This window comes from Catellatospora aurea (genome assembly GCF_042663325.1).
In the GTDB taxonomy this organism is placed as follows: Bacteria; Actinomycetota; Actinomycetes; order Mycobacteriales; family Micromonosporaceae; genus Catellatospora; species Catellatospora aurea.
In genome coordinates this window covers 25341-49270 of the sequence record NZ_JBHTAC010000019.1, presented here as the reverse complement: position 1 = coordinate 49270, position 23930 = coordinate 25341, and the positions used below count along the sequence as shown (strand labels likewise).

At 70.3% G+C, this 23930-nt stretch carries 16 protein-coding genes; 12 read left to right on the top strand and 4 right to left on the bottom strand.

Going from position 1 to position 23930, the window contains the following annotated elements:
• The first annotated feature begins 5 nt into the window (after positions 1 to 5).
• Both ACFQO7_RS19800 and ACFQO7_RS19795 read left to right on the top strand, forming a co-directional pair.
• Positions 6 to 1484, top strand: coding sequence for a flotillin family protein (locus tag ACFQO7_RS19800; protein ID WP_360523382.1), 1479 nt, complete (start codon positions 6 to 8; stop codon positions 1482 to 1484).
• Positions 1485 to 1625: 141 nt separating this feature from the next.
• Positions 1626 to 2996, top strand: a complete 1371-nt coding sequence (locus tag ACFQO7_RS19795) for an MFS transporter (RefSeq protein WP_376807723.1) — start codon at positions 1626 to 1628, stop codon at positions 2994 to 2996.
• Positions 2997 to 3059: 63 nt separating this feature from the next.
• Here the strand turns inward: ACFQO7_RS19795 and ACFQO7_RS19790 are convergent, their stop codons facing one another.
• Positions 3060 to 4502, bottom strand: coding sequence for a CCA tRNA nucleotidyltransferase (locus tag ACFQO7_RS19790; RefSeq protein ID WP_376807722.1), 1443 nt, complete (start codon positions 4500 to 4502; stop codon positions 3060 to 3062).
• Between the two features lie 58 nt (positions 4503 to 4560).
• On the opposite strand from ACFQO7_RS19790, the gene murJ reads away from it, so the two are divergent.
• Complete coding sequence (gene murJ / locus ACFQO7_RS19785; protein WP_376807721.1) at positions 4561 to 6300, top strand: murein biosynthesis integral membrane protein MurJ; 1740 nt, start codon at positions 4561 to 4563, stop codon at positions 6298 to 6300.
• Positions 6301 to 6506: 206 nt separating this feature from the next.
• Here the strand turns inward: murJ and ACFQO7_RS19780 are convergent, their stop codons facing one another.
• Positions 6507 to 8036, bottom strand: coding sequence for a helicase HerA-like domain-containing protein (locus tag ACFQO7_RS19780; protein WP_376807720.1), 1530 nt, complete (start codon positions 8034 to 8036; stop codon positions 6507 to 6509).
• A gap of 230 nt (positions 8037 to 8266) precedes the next feature.
• Between ACFQO7_RS19780 and ACFQO7_RS19775 the strand changes: the two genes are divergently transcribed.
• From ACFQO7_RS19775 to ACFQO7_RS19745, 7 genes are all read left to right on the top strand, one after another.
• Complete coding sequence (locus ACFQO7_RS19775; RefSeq protein WP_376807719.1) at positions 8267 to 9853, top strand: protein kinase family protein; 1587 nt, start codon at positions 8267 to 8269, stop codon at positions 9851 to 9853.
• Positions 9850 to 10488: an RNA polymerase sigma factor SigM gene (gene sigM / locus ACFQO7_RS19770; RefSeq protein WP_376807718.1), complete on the top strand. Its 639-nt coding sequence runs from the start codon at positions 9850 to 9852 to the stop codon at positions 10486 to 10488. The genes ACFQO7_RS19775 and sigM overlap by 4 nt, the downstream gene beginning before the upstream one ends.
• A complete protein-coding gene (locus tag ACFQO7_RS19765; RefSeq protein WP_376807717.1) occupies positions 10488 to 11333 on the top strand; it encodes a hypothetical protein in 846 nt (281 codons plus the stop codon). Before sigM ends, ACFQO7_RS19765 begins: the two co-directional genes overlap by 1 nt.
• A gap of 118 nt (positions 11334 to 11451) precedes the next feature.
• Positions 11452 to 12375 carry a thioredoxin-disulfide reductase gene (trxB, locus tag ACFQO7_RS19760; RefSeq protein WP_376807716.1) on the top strand — a complete coding sequence of 308 codons (924 nt, stop codon included), beginning with the start codon at positions 11452 to 11454 and terminating at the stop codon, positions 12373 to 12375.
• A 109-nt stretch (positions 12376 to 12484) separates the two neighbouring features.
• Positions 12485 to 12808 (top strand): thioredoxin, encoded by a 324-nt coding sequence (trxA, locus tag ACFQO7_RS19755; protein WP_376807715.1) that lies wholly within the window; start codon positions 12485 to 12487, stop codon positions 12806 to 12808.
• Between the two features lie 201 nt (positions 12809 to 13009).
• Positions 13010 to 14167, top strand: a complete 1158-nt coding sequence (locus tag ACFQO7_RS19750; protein WP_376807714.1) for an N-acetylmuramoyl-L-alanine amidase — start codon at positions 13010 to 13012, stop codon at positions 14165 to 14167.
• Between the two features lie 2 nt (positions 14168 to 14169).
• Complete coding sequence (locus tag ACFQO7_RS19745) at positions 14170 to 15453, top strand: DUF2786 domain-containing protein (protein WP_376807713.1); 1284 nt, start codon at positions 14170 to 14172, stop codon at positions 15451 to 15453.
• Positions 15454 to 15474: 21 nt separating this feature from the next.
• Here ACFQO7_RS19745 and ACFQO7_RS19740 read toward each other — a convergent pair whose 3' ends face one another.
• Positions 15475 to 16146 (bottom strand): GNAT family N-acetyltransferase, encoded by a 672-nt coding sequence (locus ACFQO7_RS19740; RefSeq protein WP_360523417.1) that lies wholly within the window; start codon positions 16144 to 16146, stop codon positions 15475 to 15477.
• Positions 16147 to 16411: 265 nt separating this feature from the next.
• On the opposite strand from ACFQO7_RS19740, the gene ACFQO7_RS19735 reads away from it, so the two are divergent.
• A complete protein-coding gene (locus ACFQO7_RS19735; protein WP_376807790.1) occupies positions 16412 to 17674 on the top strand; it encodes an aminotransferase-like domain-containing protein in 1263 nt (420 codons plus the stop codon).
• A 7-nt stretch (positions 17675 to 17681) separates the two neighbouring features.
• Positions 17682 to 18665 (top strand): D-alanine--D-alanine ligase family protein, encoded by a 984-nt coding sequence (locus tag ACFQO7_RS19730; protein WP_376807712.1) that lies wholly within the window; start codon positions 17682 to 17684, stop codon positions 18663 to 18665.
• 214 nt (positions 18666 to 18879) lie between these two features.
• Here the strand turns inward: ACFQO7_RS19730 and ACFQO7_RS19725 are convergent, their stop codons facing one another.
• Complete coding sequence (locus tag ACFQO7_RS19725) at positions 18880 to 19485, bottom strand: hypothetical protein (protein ID WP_417281904.1); 606 nt, start codon at positions 19483 to 19485, stop codon at positions 18880 to 18882.
• Positions 19486 to 23930 lie beyond the last annotated feature (4445 nt).

The following is a 23930-nucleotide window of genomic DNA, read 5'->3' as shown; positions in this document are numbered from 1 at the left end:
AGGCAATGACAGCCCTCACCATTGCGATCGCGGGCGGCGTGCTGCTCGTGCTCCTGCTCATCCTCTTCGTGCTGTCCCGGATCAAGGTGGCCGGCCCGAACGAGGCCTTCATCGTGACCGGCCGCAAGGGCCGGGTCACCGAGACCGCCGACGGCGCACGCTCCACCGACCTGTCGGGCCAGAAGGTCGTCATGGGCGCGTCGGTGTTCGTGCTGCCGGTCGTGCAGAAGCTGCAGGTCCTCGACCTGTCGAGCCGCCGTATCCACGTCGAGATCACCGGCGCGGTCAGCAAGCAGGGCATCCGCGCCAACCTGCAGGGCGTCGCGATCGTGAAGGTCGGCGGCACCGAGGACGCCATCCGCGCGGCCGCGCAGCGCTTCCTGCACCAGCAGTCCGAGATCGAGGAGTTCACCCGCGAAGTGCTGGCCGGTGCGCTGCGCTCCATCGTGGGCCGGCTGACGATCGAGGAGATCATCCGGGACCGGGCCGCCTTCGCCTCCGCCGTCGCGGAGGAGGCGGAGCACTCGATGACGAACCAGGGTCTGGTGCTCGACACGTTCCAGCTGCAGGACATCCTCGCCGAGGGTTCCTACCTGCAGGACCTGGGCCGCCCCGAGGCCGCCCGGGTGCTCAAGGACGCGGCCATCGCCGAGGCCAACGCCCGCCAGGAGGCCGAGCAGGCCCGGCTCAAGTCCGAGGAGTCCATCGCCGAGGCACAGCGCAACCTGGCCCTCAAGCAGGCCGGCATCCAGGCCGAGATCGACGCCGCCAAGGCCGTCTCCGCCGCGGCCGGCCCGCTGGCCGAGGCCGAGCGCCAGCAGGTGATCATCGCCGAGCAGCGCAAGGTCGCGGAGCAGAACGCCGAGCTCAAGCAGCGTCAGCTCGACACCGAGGTGCGCAAGCCCGCCGACGCGGCCCGATACAAGGTCGAGCAGGAGGCCGAGGCCGACCGCAACGCCCGGGTGCTCGCCGCCGACGCGGCCCGCCAGGCGACCATCGCCGCCGCGCAGGCCAACGCCGAGCAGTCCCGCCTGACCGGTGAGGGCGAGCGCGCCCGCCGCGCCGCGCTGGCCGAGGCGAACGCGATCGAAGGCGCCAAGGAGGGTGAGGCCGAGCAGCGGCGGCGTACCGCCATCGCGGACGCGGTCGAGCGCGAAGGCACCGCCGAGGCGGCCGCCATCCTGGCCAAGGGCCAGTCCGAGGCCGAGGCGATGCGCCTCAAGGCCGAGGCCTTCGCCCAGTACGGCGAGGCCGCCGTGCTCGACCTGCTGGTCAAGGTGCTGCCGCAGGTCGTCGCCGCGGCGTCCGCGCCGATGGGCGCGATCGACAAGATGACCGTCATCTCCACCGACGGCGCCAGCTCGCTGACCAAGTCCGTGGCCACGAACGTGGCCCAGGGCCTGCAGCTCGGCAACGACCTGACCGGCATCGACCTGCCGGCGCTGCTGGCCCGGGTGACCGGCGCGGCGAACACCAAGGAGTGATCCATCCGCGGCGGGCGTTCCGGTGATCGGGACGCCCGCCGCGCTCGCGATACGCACACCGCTGCGGGCGTTCCGGTCGTGGATGACCGGAACGCCCGCAGCGTTCATGTACGGACCTCCCGCGCCACGTAGGGTGGTGACGTGCCGCACCCCGTGATGCCGAACACCGTGCCGACGCCGAAGGTCGCCGCGACCTCGCGCGCGATCCTGGCCGGGGCCCCGTTCCGGCGGCTGCTCGGGGTCAGGCTCACCAGCCAGATCGCCGACGGCTGGTTCCAGGCCGGGCTGGCCGGGTCGCTGCTGTTCAACCCCGACCGGCAGTCCAGCCCGGTCGCCATCGCGGCCGGTTTCGCCATCCTGCTGCTGCCGTACTCACTGCTCGGCCCGTACGTCGGCGTGCTGCTGGACCGCTGGGACCGCCGGGTGTCACTGTCGAACGCCAACCTGGCCCGCGCCGCGATGGTGCTGCCCGCGGCGGCGCTGCTGTGGTCCGGGGCGCAGGGGCTGGCGTTCGCGGTCTGCGCGCTCATCGTCATCGCGATCAACCGGTTCTTCCTGGCCGGCCTGTCGGCCTCGCTGCCGCACGTGGTGGAGGAGCGCAAGCTCGTCCCGGCGAACGCCCTGGCTTCCACGCTCGGCACGATCTGCTACTCGATCGGCCTGTTCACTGCGGCGTCTGTGGTCGCGCTGCAGGTGGTCGGCACCGACCGGCACGGGTACGGCGCCATCGCGGCCACGGCGGCCCTCGGTTACCTGGTCTCCGGCCTGCTCGCCCGGCGCTTCTTCCGCCGTGACGAGCTGGGCCCGCTGGCACACGAGCGCGCCACCACGCGGATCGGCGAGGCTGTGGTCCAGGTGTTCCGCGGCATGATCAACGGAGCCCGGCATCTGGCGGAGCGGCGCAAGGCACTGCGCATCATGATCCTGCAGTCGTCCTACCGTTTCCTGTACGGCGTGCTCACGCTCGCGGTGCTGCTCCTCTACAGCCGCTACTTCGGGCAGAACGGCAGCCGGGCCGCGCAGGTGTCCGGCGCGGCGACCTCGATGGGGCAGCTGGGGCTGGTGGTGCTGTCCGGCGCGGCCGGTGCGGCACTCGCCGCCGTGATCACGCCACTGGCGGTCCGGTGGTGGGACGCCCGGCGCTGGCTCAGCGGGGTGGTCGCCGCGGTCGGCGTGGTGGTGCTGGTCTTCGGGCTGCCCTTCGTCGCGCCGCTGCTGCTCGTCGCGGTGTTCCTGGTGAACGTCGCCTCGCAGAGCATGAAGATCATCGTGGACGCGACCATCCAGCGCGAGTGCCTGGACGAGTACCGCGGCCGGATCTTCAGCGTCAACGACACCGCGTTCAACCTGTGCTTCGTCACGGGTCTGTTCACCGCCGCGCTGACCCTGCCCCCGAACGGCAAGTCCACCCCCGGCCTGATCATCACCGCGACCGCGTTCGTGCTCCTCGCGGCCTGGTACTGGTTCGCCACCGCCCGGCCGACCGCCCCTGACGCCGTCCACAAGGCCTAGCCGCGCCTGACATCAGCGGGTTTGCCGCAGTTTCCCGGAAACTGCGTGCGGGCGGCCGCCCGGTCAGGGGATGAGGCCCTCGGTGCGGGCCCAGCGCTGGAGTTCGGCTTCGGCCTCGTCGCGGTCGAGCGGGCCGCGCTCCAGGCGCAGTTCCTTGAGGTGCTTCCAGGCGCGGCCGACGATCGGTCCGGCCGGGATGCCGAGCAGCTCCATGATCGCGTTGCCGTCGAGGTCCGGGCGGACCCGGGCCAGGTCCTCCTCCTCCTGGATGCGGGCGATGCGCACTTCCAGCGCGTCGTAGTCCGCGGCGAGCAGGGCGGCCTTGCGCTTGTTGCGGGTGGTGCAGTCGGAGCGGGTGAGCTTGTGCAGGCGGGCGAGCTGGTCCCCGGCGTCGGTGACGTAGCGGCGCACCGCCGAATCGGTCCACTCGCCGCGGCCGTACCCGTAGAAGCGCAGGTGCAGCCCGACCAGCGCGACCACCGGCGAGATCACGTCCTTGGGGTACTTGAGCAGCTTCAGCCGCGACTTGGCCATGCGCGCGCCGACCATCTCGTGGTGGTGGAAGCTGACGCCGCCGTCGCCGCCGACCGCCTTGGTGGCCGGCTTGCCGATGTCGTGCAGCAGCGCGGCCAGGCGCAGCACCAGGTCGGGGCCGCCGTCGGCGGTGTCGAAGCCGACGGCGTTGCTGACCACCTTGAGGGTGTGCTCGTACACGTCCTTGTGCTGGGCGTGCTCGTCGATCTCCAGCTTGAGGCCGGCCAACTCGGGCAGGAAACGGTCGGCCAGGCCGGTGTCGACCAGCAGCCGCAGCCCGGTCACCGGATCGGCGCCGCACAGCAGCTTGGAGAACTCGTCCCGGATGCGCTCGGCGGTGATCCGGTCCAGGTCGGTGGCCATGTGCTCCATCGCGGTGACCACGGCCGGGTCGACGGTGAAACGCAGCTGGGCGGCGAACCGGGCCGCGCGCAGCATGCGCAGCGGGTCGTCGCCGAACGACTGGGCCGGGGTGCCGGGGGTACGGATCACCCGCGCGGCCAGGTCGGCCAGGCCGCCGAACGGGTCGGCGAACTCGTGGCCGGGCAGGCTGACCGCCATCGCGTTGACTGTGAAGTCGCGGCGGACCAGGTCGTCGTGCAGGTTGTCGCCGTACTGCACCTGCGGGTTGCGGCTCACCCCGTCGTAGGACTCGGCCCGGTACGTGGTGATCTCCAGCCGGAGCCCGCCGCGCTGCAGCCCGATGGTGCCGAACTCGCGTCCGGTCTCCCAGATCGCCTCGGCCCAGCCCTTGACGATCTTGAGGGTGTCCTCGGGGCGGGCGTCGGTGCAGAAATCGAGGTCGTCACCGAGGCGGCCGAGCAGCGCGTCGCGGACGGATCCGCCGACGAGGTGCAGCTCGAACCCGGCCTTGGCGAACCGGCGGCCCAGTTCGTCGGCGACGGGTGAGACGCGCAACAGCTCGGTGACGGCGTTGCGCTGGACGGCGGTGAGTTCAGGTGAGGGCGACATCGATCATCCAGCGTACTGGGGAGGCTGGTCATGGCCGTTCGCAGGTATGGTGCATCCCATGACAGCCCCCGATCGTCTCCCCCCGGTCGACGCGGACCAGACCACTGTGATCCCGCACGTGGTGGGAACGGCGCTGCCCGCGGAGGAGATCGAGGCCGCGGCCGAGCCCAGCTTCGAGGACGAGCACAAGGGGGCGGCTGGCAACTCGGCCATGATGGCGGTCGGGTCGCTGGTGAGCCGAGGGACCGGCTTCCTGCGTACCGCGACGATGGCGGCCGCGCTCGGCGGCGGCATGGTCGGCAACGCGTACACCACCGCGCAGATCTTCCCGGGGATGATCTACGAGCTGCTGCTCGGCGGCATCCTGTCCAGCGTGCTGGTGCCGATGCTGGTCCGGGCCCGCAAGGGCGACGCGGACCGCGGCCAGGCCTTCACCCAGCGGCTGCTCACCCTCACCGTGATCGTGCTCGGCATCACCACGGTGCTGGCGGTGATCTGCGCGCCGCTGCTGACCATCGCGTACGCCAGCCGGGACTCCTCCGAGGCGACCCGGCACCTGATCACCACGCTGTCGTACCTGATGCTGCCGACGATCTTCTTCTACGGCCTGACCGGCCTGTGCAGCGCGGTGCTCAACACCCGGGGGCAGTTCGCCGCCCCCATGTGGACCCCGATCCTCAACAACGTCATCGTCATCGCCACCGGCGGTTTCTACCTGGTGACGTTCGGGGCCAAGCAGATCGACCCCGAGGACATGACCCCGGGCCGCATCCTGGTCCTGGGCGGCGGCGTGCTGCTCGGCATCGTGGTCCAGGCCTGCGGCCTGCTGCCCGCGCTGCGCCGGGTGGGCTTCCGCTGGCGCTGGCGCTTCGACTTCCGCGAGCTGGGCCTGCGCCGGCTGGCCCGGGTCGGCGGCTGGATGTTCTGCTACGTGATCGTCAACCAGCTCGCGCTGCTGGTGCTCACCAACCTGCTCAACCAGGCGGGCGAGCAGGACGCGGCCGGTCCGATGATCTACAACAACGTCTTCCTGCTGATGATGATGGCGCACGGCATCGTCGCGGTCTCGATCATCACGGCGCTGCTGCCCCGGATGAGCGCGGCTGCGGCCGAGGGCCGGGCCGGCGACGTGGCCGCCGATCTCAGCCGGGGCATCCGCACGGTCGTGGTGATGCTGGCCCCGATCGCGGTCACCTACCTGGTGCTGGCCCTGCCGATCTCGATCGCGCTGTTCGAGCGCGGCGCGTTCCACCGCGCCGACTCGATCGAGACCGCCCCGGTGCTGGCCATGGCCGGCCTCGCGCTGCTGCCGTTCGCGATCAGCCAGCTGTTCAACTTCAGCTACTACTCGCTGCAGGACACGAAGACCCCGGCGCTGCTCAACCTGCCGGTGATCACCATGCGGCTGTCCATCCAGCTGGGCTGGTGGGCGCTGTTCGCCGCGTCGACCGCCGCGGTCGGCATGATGATCGGCAACGCCGCCTCGTACGCCTTCGCGGCGATCCTCTCGGCGACCCTGCTCAAGCGCCGGATCGGCCTCATCGGCCTGCGCCGGATCATGGTGACGCTCGGCAAGGTCGTGGTGGCCGCGCTGGTCGCCGCCGCAGCCGGCTACGGCACGGTCAAGCTGCTCTTCATGGGCGCCACCCAGTCCACGGTCAGCCCCTTCACCAGCTGGGTGACGCTGATCGCGGGCGGCATCGTGATCTGCGGCGTCTACGGCGCGTGTGCCCTCGCCCTCAAGGTCGGCGAGGTCCAGGACGTCGTCGGCATGGTACGCCGCAAGATCGGCCGCTGACCCCGTACACCCGACGTCGCCGGGTCACCGCGCGCTGCGGGATCCGGGTGGTGCGGGCCGCGTGCCACACCATGATCGTTCGACTTGCCGGGCAACTGTGCGAAAGCTCGTCCAAGATACGCACAGGTGCCGGGCAACTCGAACGATCATGGACAGGCCCGCCCAACAGCGAAACCCCCGCCCCGCGGGTCCGCGGAAGGGCGGCCTCAGCGACGGCGGGTGCCGAAGATGGAGCGGATGATGGCGGTGCCGGCCGCCGCGGCGGCCGTGGTGAGCAGGCGCTTGGTGGTCTTGGAGCCGAGGATCTGCTCGGCGAGGTTCGGCTCCGCCTTCGCCGGGGGCGGGGGAGCGGGCGCCTGCTGCGACGGCACGGGCGCGGCCGGGGCAGGCGGCGGTGCGAGCCGGGCAGCCAGCATCTCGTACGCCGACTCGCGGTCCACCGCCTGGTTGTACTTCGCACCCAGCGCCGACCCGGCGACCAGTGCCGCCATCACCGCGGGCTCGACAGCCGCCATCAGCGACTGGGGCGCCCGCAGCCGGGTCCACGCGACCGGGGTCGGGGAGCCCTTCTCGTTCAGCACGGTCACGATCGCCTCGCCCGTGCCGAGCTGGGTGAGCACCTCCTCCAGGTCGTAACCCGACTTCGGGAAGGTGGACACCGTCGCCTTCAGCGCCTTGGCGTCGTCGGGGGTGTACGCCCGCAGCGCGTGCTGGACCCGGCTGCCGAGTTGAGCGAGCACGTCGGCGTGCACGTCCTTGGGGGTCTGGGTGACGAAGAAGACCCCGACGCCCTTGGACCGGATCAGCCGCACCGTCTGGGTGATCGACTCCAGGAAGGCCTTGGACGCGTCCTTGAACAGCAGGTGCGCCTCGTCGAAGAAGAACACGAGCTTGGGTTTGTCCGGATCGCCGACCTCGGGCAGCTCCTGGTAGAGGTCGGCGAGCAGCCACATCAGGAACGAGGAGAACAGGGCGGGCTGGGCGACCACGCCGGGCAGCTCCAGGATGGTGACCATGCCCCGCCCGTCGGGGGCGTTGCGCAGCAGGTCCGTGGTGGCGAACTCGGGTTCGCCGAAGAACGCGTCGGCCCCGGCGTCGGTGAACGCGATCAGCTCCCGCAGCAGCACCCCGGCGGTCTGCTTGGACAGCCCGCCGAGGCTCTTCAGTTCGGCCGCGCCCTCGTCGGAGACCAGGTACTGGATCACCGCGCGCAGGTCCTTCACGTCGACGAGCGGCAGTCCCTTCGCATCGGCGAAGTGGAAGACCAGGTTGAGCGAGGATGTCTGCACCTCGGTCAGGTCCATGACCTTGGCCAGCAGCAGGGGCCCGAAGTCGGTGATGCTGGCGCGCACCGGTACGCCGACGCCCTTGCCGCCGAGGGTGAGGAACTCGCAGGGGTAGGACGTCGGGGTCCAGGGCCGGCCGAGTTCGGCCATGCGCTCGGTGATCCGCTCGGACGGCGCTGCCGGGGCGGCCATGCCGCTGACGTCGCCCTTGATGTCGGCCAGGAAGACCGGCACCCCGGCCGCGGACAGCTGCTCGGCCATCACCTGGAGGGTCTTGGTCTTGCCGGTGCCGGTGGCGCCCGCCACCAAGCCGTGCCGGTTGAGCATGGCCAGCGGGACCCGGATCGGGCAGTCCGGGTCGGCCTTGCCGTCGTCGCCGACGAGCACGCCCAGGTCGAGCGCCGGTCCGTCGAAGGTGTAACCCGCCTTTGTCGCCGCCGCGTCCACCATGAGATGCGTCCCCTTGCCATAATTTGCCTGATATGGAGGAAGCGTAGCTATTTTGGGTCCCACGCACGGAGTATCCGAACCGCCGACTGATATACGTTCGAGTCCCGGAACCGGCCCCTTGCCGATGCGCCGATTCGTCGGATAGCTGTAAGGTCGCACTCGGCAACCGAGCGGAGCGCCTAGGCTCTCTAGATAGCGGACAACAATGCGACGGCTTCGACACGCGCCGAATGGCTGATCGACGCCACGCCGGGCTGATAGAGAGCGACTGCTTGATGAGGGAGGACGGGGTGACCCAGGTCGGCGAGGGTGCACGCGCGGCCGGGTCCGCTGCCGGAGCTCTGGGCGGGCTTGCGATCGGCGATGTGCTGGCCGAGCGCTACCGCCTCGAGGAGCACGTCAACGACGACAGCGCGGGCCGCCAGGTCTGGCGCGGGGTCGACATCGTGCTGCGCCGTCCGGTCGCACTGGTGCTGCGGACGCCCGGCGGAGCCGCCGCCGAGGAGATGCTCTCCGCGGCGGTCACCGCCAGCCGGGTCGTGCACGGCAACCTGATCGGCGTCTACGACGCGATCGACGAGGGCGAGCGGGCCTACGTCATCCGCGAGTGGATCGACGGCACCGCGCTGCGCGACCTGGTCGCCGAGGAGGGCCCGTTCGACGCCGAGCGCACCACCTCCGTGCTGCACGCGGTCGCCGACGCGGTGTCCGCTCTGCACGCCAGCGGAATGGCGCACGGCAACGTGCACCCCGGCACGGTCCTGGTCGCCGCCGACGGGCGGGTCGTGCTGGCCGACGCCCGGGTCGACTCGACCACCAGCAACGAGGCCGACGTTCGCAGCCTCGGGGCGCTGGCCTACTTCATGCTCACCGGCCACTGGCCGCGCGCCGAGGCGGGCCGCGCGACCGCGCTGCCCGACGCCCGCCGCGACAGCACCGGCAGCCTGGTCGCGCCCCGCAACGTGCGCGCCGGCGTCCCGACCTACCTCGACGACCTCGTCATGGACCTGCTCGACCCGAAGCTGGCCCTGCCCACCGCGCAGGTGCTCACCGGCGAGCTGGCCCGCCTGGACACCGGCGAGCGGCTGCTCTTCGGCGGCAACGGCACCCTGCGGTTCGCCGACGAGAGCGCCGCGCCCGAGCCGGCCCCCCGCGCTGCCACGCCGCGCCTGATGGTCGCCGGCGGCGTCGCCCTGGCGCTGGTCGTCTCCGGCCTGGTGTTCGCCGTGCGGGCGCTCAACGCCGACGCGACCGAGCCGTCCACGCTCCGGCCGACGCCCAACGTCACCGCGGAGGCCAGCGCCACCCCCGCGCCCCAGCCGCAGGCGATCAAGCTGCGCGCCGACCAGGTGCGCATCGTCGCCCCGGTCAAGGACCGCGACAACGAGAAGCAAGCGCCGAACATGGTCGACGGCAACCCGAAGACGCTGTGGCAGACGACCGGATACAAGTGGTCGAACTTCGGCAACACCACCAAAAAGGGCATCGGCATCCTGATCATGCTGGACAAGCCCGAGTTGGTGTCCAGCGTCACGCTCCAGCTCTCCGCCCCCGGCACATCCGCCACCCTGCTGGGCGGCTCCGCCGCCGCGCCGGACTCCAGAGCGGGCGACAAGACCATCGTCGACACCTACCAGCAGGTCGCCGGCTCGCAGGCCTTCGGCAAGGACTCGGGCACCACCATCGTGTTCTCCACCGACGCCTCCACGCAGTACCAGTACCTGCTGGTCTGGATCACCGATCTGCCGCGTGACCCCGGCGAGTCGGACTACCCCTACCGTGTCGGCGTGCAGGAGATAGCGGTAGAGGTGCAGTGACCGGGCAGGACCCCCGTACGGACGAGGAGCTGCTGGCGGCCCATGCCACCGGCGAGCCCGACGCCTTCGGGGTGCTGTTCCGCCGTCACCGCGACCGGCTCTGGGCGGTCGCGCTGCGCACCACCAACGACCGTGAGGACGCCGCCGACGCGCTGCAGGAGGCGATGCTGTCGGCGCACCGCGCCGCGGCCCGCTTCCGCGGCGAGGCGGCGGTCACCACCTGGCTGCACCGCATCGTCGTGAACGCGTGCGTCGACCGGCTGCGCCGCCGCCAGGCGCACCTGACCGTGCCGCTGCCCGGCCAGGCCGGCGCGGACGACGACGACCGGCACGCCCCGGCCCGCAACGAGCCGGCCGCGCCCAGCACCGACCACGACACAGCGATGGTGGTCCGGTCCGCGCTGGCCGAGCTGCCGTACGACCAGCGCGCCGCCCTGGTGCTGGTGGACCTGCAGGGCTACTCGGTGGCCGAGGTCGCACAGATGATGGGAGTGGCCGAGGGCACCATCAAAAGTCGCTGTTCACGGGGCCGGGCCCGGCTCGCTGTGATGTTGGGGCACCTGCGCAACCTCGGCGACTCCCCTGACGTCGGAGGGACACGAGCACAGGACGTCACACCGGGAGGGGGGCTCTGATGAGCGCAGTTGATCTCGACTTGCTGGCCGACTACGTCGGCGGTGCGCTGGACGGCACCCCGGAACATCAGCGGGTCGCACGGCTCGTCGCCGACGATCCCGACTGGCGCTCCGCCGCCGCCGACCTGACGACCGCCCTGGCCCTCGTCGACGCGGACCTGACGACCCTCGGGGCGGCCCCGGAGCCGATGCCCGACGACATCGCCGCACGTTTCGACGCCCTGCTGGCGTCTCCCGAGTTCACCGCACCCCGGCTCGTCCCGCCGCGCCCCGCGGTGGGGGAGCGCGCGCTGAACCGGGACGCCCCCGCCTCCCGGGCCGCCCGCCGCGGCCGGCGACGCTGGGCCACCCCGGTCGTGGTTGCCGCGAGCGTGCTCGCGCTGGCGGGCATCGTGCTGCCGCTCGGCCCCCTCGCCACGTCACAGCAGGACGCGGCCGGCAGCCTCACCGCGGAGAACGCTCCCGCGATCGCCGTGGCCCCTGACGGCGGCGTGCCGACCACCGCCAGCGGCACGGACTACCGCCGCGAGATGCTGGCCGGCGGGACGATGTCGCAGAAGACCACACCCAGCTCCGAGGCCGCCCGCACGTACGACGGCAGCGAGATGGCCGCGGCGACCGCCCTCGACCGGCTGGCCGGCTCCGGCGAGGCGCTGGCGACCTGCTTCGCGGCCATCAGCACGGTGCTGCCCGGCACGGTCACCGGCGCCGACTTCGCCCGCTTCGAGGGCCGTCCCGCGCTGATCGTGAAGGTGGACACGGCCACCGGCAACTGGTGGTTCGTGGCCGGTCCGCAGTGCGGCCAGACGGGTCCCGACGAGCTGTTCCGCGCGCCCCGCAACTAGACACAGTGAGCTGACCCACCGCTGGGGCCGTAATGGAACATCCGCTCCGTACGATGGCGTTTCAGCCAGCGACAAGTACGGCGCGAACAGTTCGTGTCGACCCAAGGGAGCGCGTCTCGTGGAGAACGTCCGAAACCTGATCATTGTCGGCTCGGGTCCGGCCGGGTACACCGCCGCCGTCTACGCTGCTCGGGCCAACTTGAAGCCCCTGCTCATCGAGGGCGTCGAGTCCGGCGGAGCGCTGATGACCACCACCGAGGTGGAGAACTTCCCCGGCTTCCCGGACGGGGTCATGGGTCCGGAGCTGATGGACCAGATGCGCAAGCAGGCCGAGCGCTTCGGCACCGAGTTCATCACCGACAACGCCACCCGCGTCGAGCTGGCCGGCGACGTCAAGAGCGTATGGGTCGGCGACCAGGAGTACCGGGCCCGCGCCGTCATCCTCACCACCGGTTCGGCCTGGCGGCCGCTGGGCGTGCCGGGCGAGCAGGAGCTGCTCGGCCACGGCGTGTCCTCCTGCGCCACCTGTGACGGCTTCTTCTTCAAGGGCCAGCGCATCGTGGTCGTCGGCGGCGGCGACTCGGCGATGGAGGAGGCGACCTTCCTCACCCGCTTCGCCGAGCACGTCACGATCATCCACCGCCGCGACGAGTTCCGCGCCAGCAAGATCATGGCGGAGCGCGCGCTGGCCAACGAGAAGATCTCCGTCGAGTGGAACACCGTGATCGACGAGGTCCTCGGCACCGACGGCAAGGTCTCCGGCATCCGCGTGCACAACGTGATCACCGGGGAGTCCCGGGAGATCCCGGCGACCGGCGTCTTCGTCGCCATCGGCCACGACCCGCGCAGCGACCTGTTCCGCGGCCAGGTCGAGCTGGACGACGAGGGTTACGTGAAGGTCGACGCGCCGAGCACGCGTACCGACCTCCCGGGTGTCTTCGCCGCAGGCGACCTGGTCGACCACACCTACCGCCAGGCCATCACCGCGGCCGGCACCGGCTGTACGGCGGCGCTGGACGCGGAGCGCTTCTTGGCTCACTAGTGAGCCAAGAACAGCAGCACAGTTTGGCCCATCGGTGAGCGAACGCACGATCTCGCCACGCCGGCCCGCCAGACAGCAGACGGAAAGATCTGAGATAGGAGAGACCCGAATGGGATCCGCGAAGGCGGTCACCGACGCGACGTTCGTCAGTGACGTACTGCAGTCCGACAAGCCGGTACTGGTGGACTTCTGGGCCGAGTGGTGCCAGCCGTGCCGCAAGGTGGCACCCGTGCTGGAAGAGATCGCCGGCGAGATGGGTGACCAGGTCACCATCGTCAAGCTGGACATCGACGCCAACCCGGAGACCGCGCGGGCCTACCGCGTCATGTCGGTGCCGACGCTGACCGTGTTCAAGGGCGGGCGGCCGGTGCAGTCGGTCGCGGGCGCCAAGCCCAAGGGCGACATCCTCCGGCTCATCCAGACGGCACTCTGACTCCGCGCCACCCCGTGGGGCTTCGAGCTGCGGCTCGGGGCCCCACGGGTTTGTCCGGCCGCCGGCCGTGGAACATGGTCATGGTCCGGCGGGGCCGCCTACGGACGGCGCGTCGGAACGACTACAGGTTCGAGATCCCTACCGGCCCGCGCGGCGCGATAGGCTCCGGTGGCATTTGTGAGGTTTACCAGGAGGTCCGCTGTGCGAGCCATCAAGCGCGGTGAGCGCGGCCCGGCCGTCACCGAGATCCGGTCGATCCTGGTCGCGCTGGGGCTGCTGGAGGCCCCGGCCGACCTGGCCGAGGCGGACCACTTCAACCCGGCCACCGAACGGGCCGTCCGCGCGTTCCAGCAGGACCGTGGGCTGTCGGTGGACGGTGAGGTGGGCGCGGAGACGTGGCGCGCGCTGGACGCCGCCCGGTGGACCCTGGGCGCCCGCACGCTCTACTTCAGCGTCTCCGACCCCCTGCGTGGCGACGACGTACGCCAGCTGCAGGAGCGGCTGTTGGAGATGGGTTACGACGTCGGGCGCACCGACGGCGTCTACGGGCCGCGTACCGCGCGGGGCCTGTCGGCCTTCCAGCGCGAGATGGGCCTCGCTCCCGACGGCACCTGCGGCCCGCAGACCCTGCACATGCTGCGGCGGCTCGGGCGCAAGGTGGTCGGCGGCTCCCCGCTGAAACTGCGCGAAGAGGTGACCTTCCGGCAGACCGGGCCCAGCCTGGTCGGGCGGCAGATCATCGTCGACCCGGGGCACGGCGGCTCCGACTCGGGCGTGGTCGTGCCGGACGGCCCCCTGCGCTGGACCGAGTCCGACCTGGCGTACGACCTCGCCACCCGGCTGGAGGGCCGGCTCGCCGCGGCCGGCATGCGGGTGCACCTGACCCGCGGCCCGCTGCCGATCGAGGCGCCCAGCGACCTGGACCGCGCGCAACTGGCCAACGACCTGGCCGCGGACCTGCTGATCTCGCTGCACATCGACGGCCACCACAACCCGCAGGCCGACGGAGTCGCCACCTACCACTACGGCACCTCGAACGGCGTCACCTCGACCATGGGGGAGCGGCTGGCCGGGCTGGTCCAGCGGGAGATCGTGGCGCGCACCGGGCTGCGCAACTGCCACACCCACGCCAAGACCTGGGAGCTGCTGCGCTACACCCGCATGCCCGCGGTACGCGTAGACGTCGGTTACCTGACCTCCCCGAAGGACCGCGCGCAACTGATCGACCCGATGTTCCGCGAGCGCGTGGTGGAGGCGATCGTCGCCGCCGTGCAGCGCATGTACTACCCGGTCGAGATCGACGTGAAGACCGGCACCATCGACGTGAGCGCGCTGCGCCTGGCCCTGCCGAGCACCTGAGCATGCCGACCACCCCCACCGCCGCCGAGGCTCTCCGGTACGCCGACCGGATGCTGTCCGAGGTCACCGCCGCTCTGCTGTACCGCGACCAGCTGCGCTACCGCGCGGGCTGCGAGCAGGTGTACGGCAGCACCCTCGATTCCCAGGCCGTCGACGCGGCCGTTTCCCGCGCACTCGAACAAGCGGTGCAGCACGCCTGGGACCGCAACTGGCGGCCCATCGAGCTGGACCACACCCTGGGCCGCTTCGCCGCCCGCGTCAAAGCCCCAAAGGCCGCTGCGGTCTGGATGGCGCGGCTGCTCGCCGACGTGCTCGCCGCCCGGACGCAGGCCCACGACCCGGCCACGGTCGACGAGCGCTGGGCGGCCGAACTGGCGGCACTGGACGCGACCGTGTGGTGGACCGCCGACACGGAACACCTCGCCCGGTTCGGCGAGCGGCACGGCCTCGACCGGCTGAAGGTGCTCGGTGGCGCCTTCGAGCTGATGCGCTGGCTCTACCAGGAACTGCCGCCGCTGGAGCCGGCCGGGCACGCGCCCGGTTCGCCCATCCCACCTCGTCGGAACGCATCCGGGTCGACAAACAGCGCCGACCAGCGCATGCTCGATCGAATCCGGGCATTGCTGGCTAAAGCGGAATCGACCGGTTTTCCCGAGGAGGCCGAGGCGTTCACCGCCAAGGCGCAGCAGCTGATGGCCCGGCACAGCATCGACCACGCGCTCGTCGACGCGGCGGCGGGCGCGAGCGACGGCCCGGCCAACCGGCGCATCGTCATCGCCAACCCCTACGAGGGACCGAAGGCGATGTTGCTGCAGGTCGTCGCCGACGCCAACCGCTGCCGCGCGCTGAACTTCAAGGATCTCGGTCTGAGCACCATCGTCGGCTTCGAACCCGACCTCGACGCCGTGGAACTGCTCTACACCTCGCTCCTGGTGCAGGCCGTGCACGCGATGACCGCGGCGAACCCCAGGGCCGACCGGTACGGCCGCAACGACGTGCGCTCGTTCCGGCAGGCGTTCCTCAGCGCGTACGCCGCCCGCATCGGCGAGCGGCTCACCGAGGTCCGCGCGGAGGTCGACGCCGAACTGTCCGGCGGCACCGACCTGGTGCCCGTGCTCGCCGCCCGGAACGAGGCCGTGGACACAGCGTTCGAAGAGCTGTTCCCGCACCGGGTCAGCCGGACCGCACGAGTGGTCAACGCCGCGGGCTGGGCCTCCGGCCGGGCCGCCGCGGACCGCGCGGAACTTGCGGTCCGCCCGCGGCTGCCGGAGCCCGGCCTGCGCTGACGCGCCGGTCCGTGGTGCCGCTCAGTTGGTGGTGCTGCGCACCGCCGGCCGCACTCCTGGCCGCAGCAGTTCCGGGCTCATCGAGCCCAGCAGCTTCTCCAGCGCGTACTCCACGTCGGACTTCCACGACAGCGCGGTCCGCAGCTCCATGCGCAACCGGGGGAAGCGCGGGTGTGGGCGCACCGTCTTGAAGCCCACGGCGAGGAAGAAGTCGGCCGGGGCGAGGCAACTGAACTGCCGCGTGTCCTCGTCGTCGGAGTGCTCGCCGAACTTGGCGTCGCCGAACGCCTCGATGGCGCGGATGCCGCGCTTGGTGAGGTCGCGGGCCACCGACTGGATCAGCACCCGGCCCAGCCCGCCGCCCGCGAACGCGGCCACCACATGCGCCGTCATCAGCTGCACGGCATCGGGGGAGACCGGAGAGGTGGGGAAGGCGTTGCCGCGGGGAACGTACATCGGGGGCGCGTAGAGCACGAACGCGGCGGGCATGCCGTCGACGTAAGCGATCTTGCCGCAGGAGCCCCACTCCAGCAGGGTCTGCGAGACCCAGGCCTCCTTCTCCAGGCCCGGGTCGCCGTTGGCACAGGCCCGCTCACCGGAAACCGGATCAAGCTCCCAGAACACGCAGTTGCGACATCCCTTGGGCAGGTCCTCCAGGGTGTCCAGCGTCAGATTCACCACTCTGCGTGACATGAGCAGCTCCGTGCTCTTACCGCGGCAGAGCCGCGTGCGCCGAAAATTGGCCCGCCACCGAGCCAACCCATTGACTTTACGCCCGATTACGGCCTTCCTGCACCCTATCCCGTTGGATGGATTCGACCGAATGTCGGTTCAAGACCCACATGACCCAGCGTACGATTCGATGACCAACTGTTTGTCCAGCCGGGGAGGGACCGTGGCGGAGACGGGCACGACGCTCGACGACTACACCGATCGGTACGCGCAGCGCATCATCGGGATGACCGCCTCGGAGATTCGAGCTCTCTTCGCCGTGGCAAACCGCCCCGAGGTGGTGTCACTCGCCGGGGGTATGCCCTACATCTCCGCGCTGCCGCTCGACGCGGTCGGCGAGGTCATCGGCGAACTCGTCGCCAAGCAGGGTGCCAGCGCGCTGCAGTACGGCCTCGGCCAGGGCATGCCTGAGCTGCGTGAGCAGATCTGCGCCCTGATGGCCGACGTCGGCATCGACGCCTCGGTCGGCGCGTCGCCCGACGACGTCGTCGTCACCATCGGCGGCCAGCAGGCACTCGACCTGATCGCCCGGCTGTTCCTCGACCCCGGTGACGTCGTGCTCGCCGAAGGCCCCACCTACGTCGGCGCGCTCGGCGTCTTCCAGGCGGCGCAGGCCCAGGTCGTGCACGTGCCGATGGACCACGACGGCCTCATCCCGGCCGCGCTGGAGATCGCGATCGAGGAGCAGCGCCGGCTCGGCCGCCGCGTCAAGTTCCTCTACACGATCCCGACCTACCAGAACCCCGCCGGCGTCACCCTCTCCGAGGAGCGCCGCGAGCAGGTGCTCGACATCTGCGAGCGGGCCGGGCTGCTGGTCATCGAGGACGACCCGTACGGCCGCCTAGGCTTCGAGGGCGAGGCGCCGCGGCCGCTGCGCGCTCGCCGCCGCGACGGGGTCTTCTACCTGAGCACCTTCTCCAAGACCTTCGCGCCGGGCCTGCGGGTGGGCTGGATCCTCGCCCCCCACGCGGTACGCGACAAGCTGGTGATCGCCACCGAGGCGAACATCCTGTGCCCGAGCAACTTCGCCCAGTCCGTGGTGAGCACGTACCTGTCCACCATGCCGTGGCGCCAGCAGCTCAAGACGTACCAGCAGATCTACGCCGAGCGCCGCGACGCGCTGCTGACCGCGCTGTCCGACCTGATGCCCGAGGGCACCACGTGGACCCACCCGGCAGGCGGCCTGTTCGTCTGGGCGACCCTGCCCGCCGGCCTCAACTCCAAGGCCATGGTGCCCCGTGCCATCGCCGCGCGCGTCGCGTACGTGCCCGGCACCGGCTTCTACGCCGACGGCACCGGGCAGCAGCACCTGCGGCTGAACTTCTCGTTCCCGCCGCCGGAGCGCATCCGGGAGGGTGTGCGCCGCCTCGCCGGAGTGGTCGAGCAGGAGCTGGCCACGCGGGCCGTGTTCGGCGACACCGGGGTGCTGGACGCGGTGACCGAGCTGCCGCGGCCCGGCGCGCATGCGCCCGGTCCCGACTTGGCATGATTCGAGGGTGACCGCACCGTCCGCTTCACCTGCCGTCCAAGCCGATCTCCGCTGCCTGGTGCTGGCGGGCGGCCTTTCCTACGAGCGTGACGTCTCGCTGCGATCGGGCCGCCGGGTGCTGGACGCCCTGCGCGCCGTCGGCGTCGAGGCGGACATGCTCGACGCCGACGTGGCCCTGCTGCCCGCGCTGAGGTCCGATCCGCCGGACGCCGTGTTCATCGCCCTGCACGGCTCCACCGGCGAGGACGGCTCACTGCGCGGCGTGCTCGACCTGTGCGGCGTGCCCTACGTCGGCCCCGACGCCCGCTCGGCCCGGCTCGCCTGGGACAAGCCCTCCGCGAAGGCGGTCCTCGTCGAGTACGGCATCCCCACCCCGGAATGGGTCGCGCTGCCGCACGACCGCTTCTCCGAACTCGGCGCCGTCGCCGTGCTGGAGCGCATCGTGGACCGTCTCGGCCTGCCCCTGATGGTCAAACCCGCCCAGGGCGGCTCCGGGCTGGGCGCCGCGGTGGTCCGGGACGCCTCCGCGCTGCCGGCCGCGATGGTCGGGTGCTTCGCGTATGACCAGACCGCCCTCGTGGAGCGTTATGTCGAGGGCGTGGACGTGGCGGTCTCCATCCTCGACCTCGGCGAGGGGCCGTTCGCGCTGCCGCCCGTCGAGATCGTGCCCAGCAACGGCGTGTACGACTACGCGGCCCGATACACGGCCGGCCTCACCACCTGGCATGCGCCGGCCCGGCTGTCGGCGGACACGAGCGCGCAGGTGGTCAAGACGGCGCTGGCCGCACACCAGGCCCTGGGCCTGCGTGACATGTCCCGGGTCGACCTGATCGTGGCTCCGTCGGGGGAGTGCACCGTCCTGGAGGTCAACGTCTCACCGGGCATGACCGAGACCTCCCTGCTGCCGATGGCGGTGCAGGCCGGCGGACTCGACCTCGGAGAGGTGATCGCCCGCCTGGTCATGCAGGCCGCCGCCCGCCCCGCCGGCTGACCGGCACGGCTGAACAGCGAAGCGCCCAGGTTCTGCGGGAACCTGGGCGCTTCGCGTTATGTCGTCGGCTTGCGGCGCCTGCCGCTCGCCGCCCGGCTGGGCATCACTGGCTCGGGTCCGTGCGACCACCACTCGTGCCACGGGCCGGGACGCGCCATGTCCATCGGCACGGAACCGCGGAACCCGTGCCAGCGGGCTGCCTCACGCGGGCCCGTCAGGAGTCGGTCAGCTTCGCCGGCGCCTGCCAGTCGATGCGTGGCGGCTGCGCCAGCGGCGTGCCGCCGAACTCCGCCAGCCACGCCGCGACGTGGGCCAGACTCTCCCGCCACTGGTCCTCGGGGATCGGCGGCAGGATGTCATCCCACAGCGGCAGGAACGTGCCGCGCAGTTGCAACTGCCCGACCGGGCGGGCCATGAACCACACGTGGAGGTGCGCGGCCCCGTCACCCCACCGGTAGACGTGGACCCGGGCCACCTTGTCCAGTGAACGGATGGCCCGCTCAAGCCGCACCGTCATGACACCGAGTTCGGCGGCGAGCAGGTTCGGCAGGTCGCCCAGATCGAGGTGGGACCGAGGCTCCAGCATCAGCACCATCGGCAGGCCCGTGGGCCGGTCCATGGTGCGTACGCGCCAGCGCTCGTTCACCCAGATGTACGCGTCGTCGGGTGCGGTGCACGCCGTGCAGTCAGCCGAGTCCTCACCCTTGCGGGACGGCTCGGTCTCTACCGGCGGGTCAAGATGCTTGATCTTGAAGTCGCCCTCGAACGGAAACGAGGGCCACGCAGTGAAGCCGGGAAGGGGCATGGGGGTATCGGCCACCTGCAGAATCTAGCCCAGCCAGGCGGTCCTGTCTCCCCCCGGCTGTGGATTCCCGAGCGCCGGTTTCACGTGAAACCACAGCCCACAGGGTGCCTGTGGATAACTTTGTGGATAGGTCGGGGCCGCCCTGTGGAATGTGGCATCGTGACCTCGGTTACGCCATGAGTGCACAGAGCGACGGCATGTCTGTTTACGTGCTGATCCCGTTGGCAGAACGAGGATTCGGCCCGTCCGCCGCAGTGGTTTCACGTGAAACATGGCCTGTGGATAACCGGCCTCCGGCTGTGGAAAGAGGACAGTCCGGGGCTGTGGACAGCGGATACGTGACCTTCCTCGCACTTCGGCGGGGCGGTGGAGATCGTTGACCTTGGGCATGCGGGTTGTGGATAACTCCGATGACGTGTGTGCGGACCCCTGGGTGTTCCAGCGCCGCCGGATGGAGCTGCGATGGCAGACCGAACGGCAGGCGCCCGGAAGGGGTGCCGAACCAGTCATCCCGGGTGCTCAAGGTTCAGAAAGGTCGTCCTGGGCATCAGTCGCTGGGCCCGGCGTACGGCGGCTCGAACTCTCCAGCGGGTTGCGGGTGGTCGGCATCAGTGCCTCTGCATCCCAGCACGGATCGGGCACAGCTTCGGATCCCTGGGGCTGATCCGTAGGGCGAGATGTGGCGAGGGCTCTGCCCGCTGTCGACCACGTGGGGCCTGGGCTCGCTCGGCCCAGCTCGGTGGCCAAACTCAGACTGTCTGAGTCAGGCCGTCGTGCCCCCGACGAAGTCCGGCAGCACCGAGCCACGACCGGACGCCCCGTCGCCGTCAATGCCGACCCTGTGTGCCGGGATCCCCAGCGGAGTCTGGGGGATCGGCGGAGCCGTTGGCCGGCCCGGCGACGCCAGCACAGGTCTTTGATGCTCGGCACGGGTCGACGCCTCAGTCGCTTGGCATGACTCTGCCAGAGGTGCTCTGTCCGCGTCGGCTAGGCGGGGCTCAGTGACTCGGATTCCCGGGCGCGGGCACTTCCACCGAGAACCCGCCCGCTTTCATGACGCCATGTCTTCCCAGGGTCTGTGTGCGGCCAGTGCTGGGGCAGCGGCCAACAGGCGGTCGCCTCCACGCCACCGCGAGTCCGTGGGGGAGTGTGACTCGCGATCGGGTGCCGGACCTGCCGCCGGGGCTCGGTGCCGCGGTGACGCGACAAAGCCTGCCGAGCCGGAGTGAAGGCACTGCCGGTTTGTGCAGTGCATGACTTCAGCTCGGCTCGGTGAACGACCACCTGTCAACTGATCTCGGCTCGAACGCGCAGTGCAGCAGCGATCGAGTTCCAGCACTGATGAAGACCCCGCGCAGGCTGACCGCGTCATCGGCCGCTATCGCGGCATACTCGTGCTCGGCACTCACCAGTTGATCTGACATCGGCGGTCCGCCAACCCGCTCCGGATGTGCGCTTCGCCAGGCGGGTTCGGCAAGGGACCCTGTGCCGGTCTCCATCACCTCTGGCATCAGCGGGACGGAGTGGCTGAGTCATGGCTACCCCGGACCACCATCGCACCCATCGCAGGCGTGTCCGCCACAGCCTGTCGCCGAATGCCGCACTGTGGCCGGCCAACGATGACCCCTACCGCCACCGAGCGGCGATCCTTCCGGCCGTTGCCGTCAGCGTGGTTTCACGTGAAACCGCGTGCAGGAAACCCGCCGGATCGTTCCTTCATCTCTGCACCTCATGCTGGACTGAACAACGCGTCACTCCGCACCCATGGATTCTTGTCCCACGCCTCGGTAGTCCCGAGGACCGACACGGGGCCGAACCCAGCGCGGTCGGCCGGAACCGCCGAGGCTCTGGGCGGTGCACCGGGATCAGGCGGCCTCACGGCCGAGGTGAACCGCAGCCGGATCCAGCGACAAGAGCCGGGCCCAGCTTAGCTCCCGCCCTGGGCCGCCGAGGTGAACGCGTAAACGACCTCGGAGAATCCGCGCGGTCGGTGGGACCGGTGGACAGGTTGCGGCGCCACGGCCACCGCGGCGGAGACGCTGGGCAGGTTCACCGACGGCACCGTCACCCGGCCCCCTCACCACGGTCAAAACCCATCCGTCAGACGGCCGGCATTCGTTTCCCCGGTTGCTCAGTCTTGGCCACACAGGTCCGTCGGCCACCACTGCGGCTGAGCCCACCGCGTTCACCAATGAACCCGGATCGTCAAGACTGCCGAGCTCGGCAACGGGTGCCGGGCCCGCCACGACCATAAGAACGTCCGAATCCACGCGACGGAGATAGGCGTGAGACCTCATCCATCGGTCCGCTGAGCGGCGGTGGTCTCACTGTCTCAGAAGACGCACGGAGCCACCGGAACGCAAGGTCTACCTGAACCCTCAGAGTGTCAGGTCTCAGGGGAAGTCGGGGACGCCGTCTCAACTCGTAACCGCTGAGACCTCTGAGGCCTGCCCTCCGAGACTGCTGTGCCGCTGATGCACGAGAGCGTTGAGAACGCCGAGTCCAACGTGCGCTGGCTGGAGTGTCGAACGTTGTTGGATCCGTCCGCCGAACCAGCGACTCCGGTTCACGACGGGTGCATCAACAGGCGATGTCTTTGGCCTGTCTGGCAACGCGGCCGTGCGCCCGGACCACCGCGAACGCCCTGCCGTAACCCACGTTCGCCACCGGAGTCCTGGAAGGCTACGCGCCAACCAAGCACTGTGCCCGCGTGAAGAACGCCCTCTCGTTGAGCGAATCGGCGACCTTGCCGAGTTGACAAGGCGCACCCGCTCCCGCCCGAATCGGGGGCTGCCAGGCCGCGGTTGTTGACTGCCGGCCGCCATCAGCCAGCTAAGCCAACTCGCCGCGCGCGGACGCCGGCGAAGCCTCGAAGCAATGCCGGGCGTCTGGAAGTCCGAGGGACCGCAGGCGTACTCGCCGACCCTCAGGCCCAACGGACACAAGGGCGGCGTGCCGGCGGCTCAGCCTGCGGTGGACACGCAACGCTTCGTCGAATACTTCTTCCCCTTGTCACCTTCCTCAACTGTGTGCGCCACATTGTGGCGAGCCAGCCCTGCCCGCACTGGATGCCGAACATCGCCGTACTCCAGCCAAGCGACGATTCGGTGTGAGTCGGCACCTGCCGTGTCGGCGCGGACCGGGTCGCGGAACTGGAAGCGGAGACAGAACCACCCATGCGAACGTGCGACGCACGGTTCAAATCATGACAACGAACGGCCGGCAGAGGTACAAGCGCACGCCGACACCGTCCGCGTACCCAACCCACGTCCGAACAGCCGCCATCCAGGTGCCGCGTGGACTTATCCCAACACGGCACCAGTTGTCGTACCGAGCCCTACACAGAACCGCACACAACAAGCGGGAGGCGATGTGCCTCAGCCCTCCGCGTTGGAGCCCCGACCGCAACCGGTATGTGCCTCCAAGGCAGCCATCCTCTGAGAGCACGTCGCAAACCTAGGTTCGATGAGCCGGCTGCCTGCCGGTACTGAGTCGGGTTGGCCCGGCGTCACCGGTAAGCCTGGAGCGAATCTCCGCAGAAATCCAGCCGAGGCCGTGAACGCGATCATCGTGTTTCACGTGAAACAGTGCGCCCGTCCACGCCATCGCGTACCGACCACTCAGAACCAGGTCCGGCCAACACTCACCGGATGGCGCGGATACCCATCGCGTGGCAGCCGCCAGGACCACAGAGCGATCCCGTGCACATGCCAGACGCGACGGTCCGACTCACTCAGGATGCGTTCCACGCGCAGGCCCATCGCACGGATACACACAGCCGGGGGAGTGTACGGCCACCTTCCTCCACGACGCCGCCAAGAGTCCCGCCCACGGCGAAGAACCGGGCTGGCGTACCTCTTGGTTTCAGCTCGTCCCGCTGCGGGAACCTGCACCTGGACTGTGACGCGGTCTGCGGCGGCGGCTCGCCTTTCCGAGCATGTCGATTCCACCTGCAGGTCGATAGACGGACTTCGCGGCTGGATCGGGCGTGCGCAGACCGAAGTAGGGCTCCCTCCAGATGGTGCACCGCTCGACAGGCGAGGTGTCTCAGGACCGTTTACGCAAGGCCCTTCGGTCTAGGCGGCGCAGCATTCGGCCACGCGCAGCATCGGGGTGCCGACCGCCGATGCCGTGCCGGCAGGGGAGCGACGCGGGCCTACAACTGCGGGAGGGTCCACTGCACCTGACTGAGAGGCGCCCTGATGTCGAAGCAACCGCTGATCGTCGGCGACTGTACTGGGAGAGCCATCGGCAGGAGCTTCAGCGCGCCAACCCCACCCGCGTTGACGAACGTCGCATCAAATCTCACTACGACAGGCTCACCCGTCAGCCGACCGACAGTGAATGACCATGCCATCGACTGCCTCCCGGCACAGGTCCGCACGGCAGCCGATGCCGCCCGTACTCCCCGGGGAGTAGCGCAACTCCCGACGGTGGGTGGGGCACAAGTCGCCGAGCGA

Coding starts and splice junctions, on each gene's coding strand:
- ACFQO7_RS19780 (WP_376807720.1), bottom strand. CDS start 8,036: ATGGTGGACGCGGCGGCGACAAAGGCGGGTTACACCTTCGACGGACCG.
- ACFQO7_RS19765 (WP_376807717.1), top strand. CDS start 10,488: ATGAGCGCAGTTGATCTCGACTTGCTGGCCGACTACGTCGGCGGTGCG.
- ACFQO7_RS19800 (WP_360523382.1), top strand. CDS start 6: ATGACAGCCCTCACCATTGCGATCGCGGGCGGCGTGCTGCTCGTGCTC.
- ACFQO7_RS19745 (WP_376807713.1), top strand. CDS start 14,170: ATGCCGACCACCCCCACCGCCGCCGAGGCTCTCCGGTACGCCGACCGG.
- ACFQO7_RS19740 (WP_360523417.1), bottom strand. CDS start 16,146: ATGTCACGCAGAGTGGTGAATCTGACGCTGGACACCCTGGAGGACCTG.
- ACFQO7_RS19790 (WP_376807722.1), bottom strand. CDS start 4,502: ATGTCGCCCTCACCTGAACTCACCGCCGTCCAGCGCAACGCCGTCACC.
- ACFQO7_RS19735 (WP_376807790.1), top strand. CDS start 16,412: ATGACCGCCTCGGAGATTCGAGCTCTCTTCGCCGTGGCAAACCGCCCC.
- murJ (WP_376807721.1), top strand. CDS start 4,561: ATGACAGCCCCCGATCGTCTCCCCCCGGTCGACGCGGACCAGACCACT.
- ACFQO7_RS19775 (WP_376807719.1), top strand. CDS start 8,267: ATGGCTGATCGACGCCACGCCGGGCTGATAGAGAGCGACTGCTTGATG.
- trxA (WP_376807715.1), top strand. CDS start 12,485: ATGGGATCCGCGAAGGCGGTCACCGACGCGACGTTCGTCAGTGACGTA.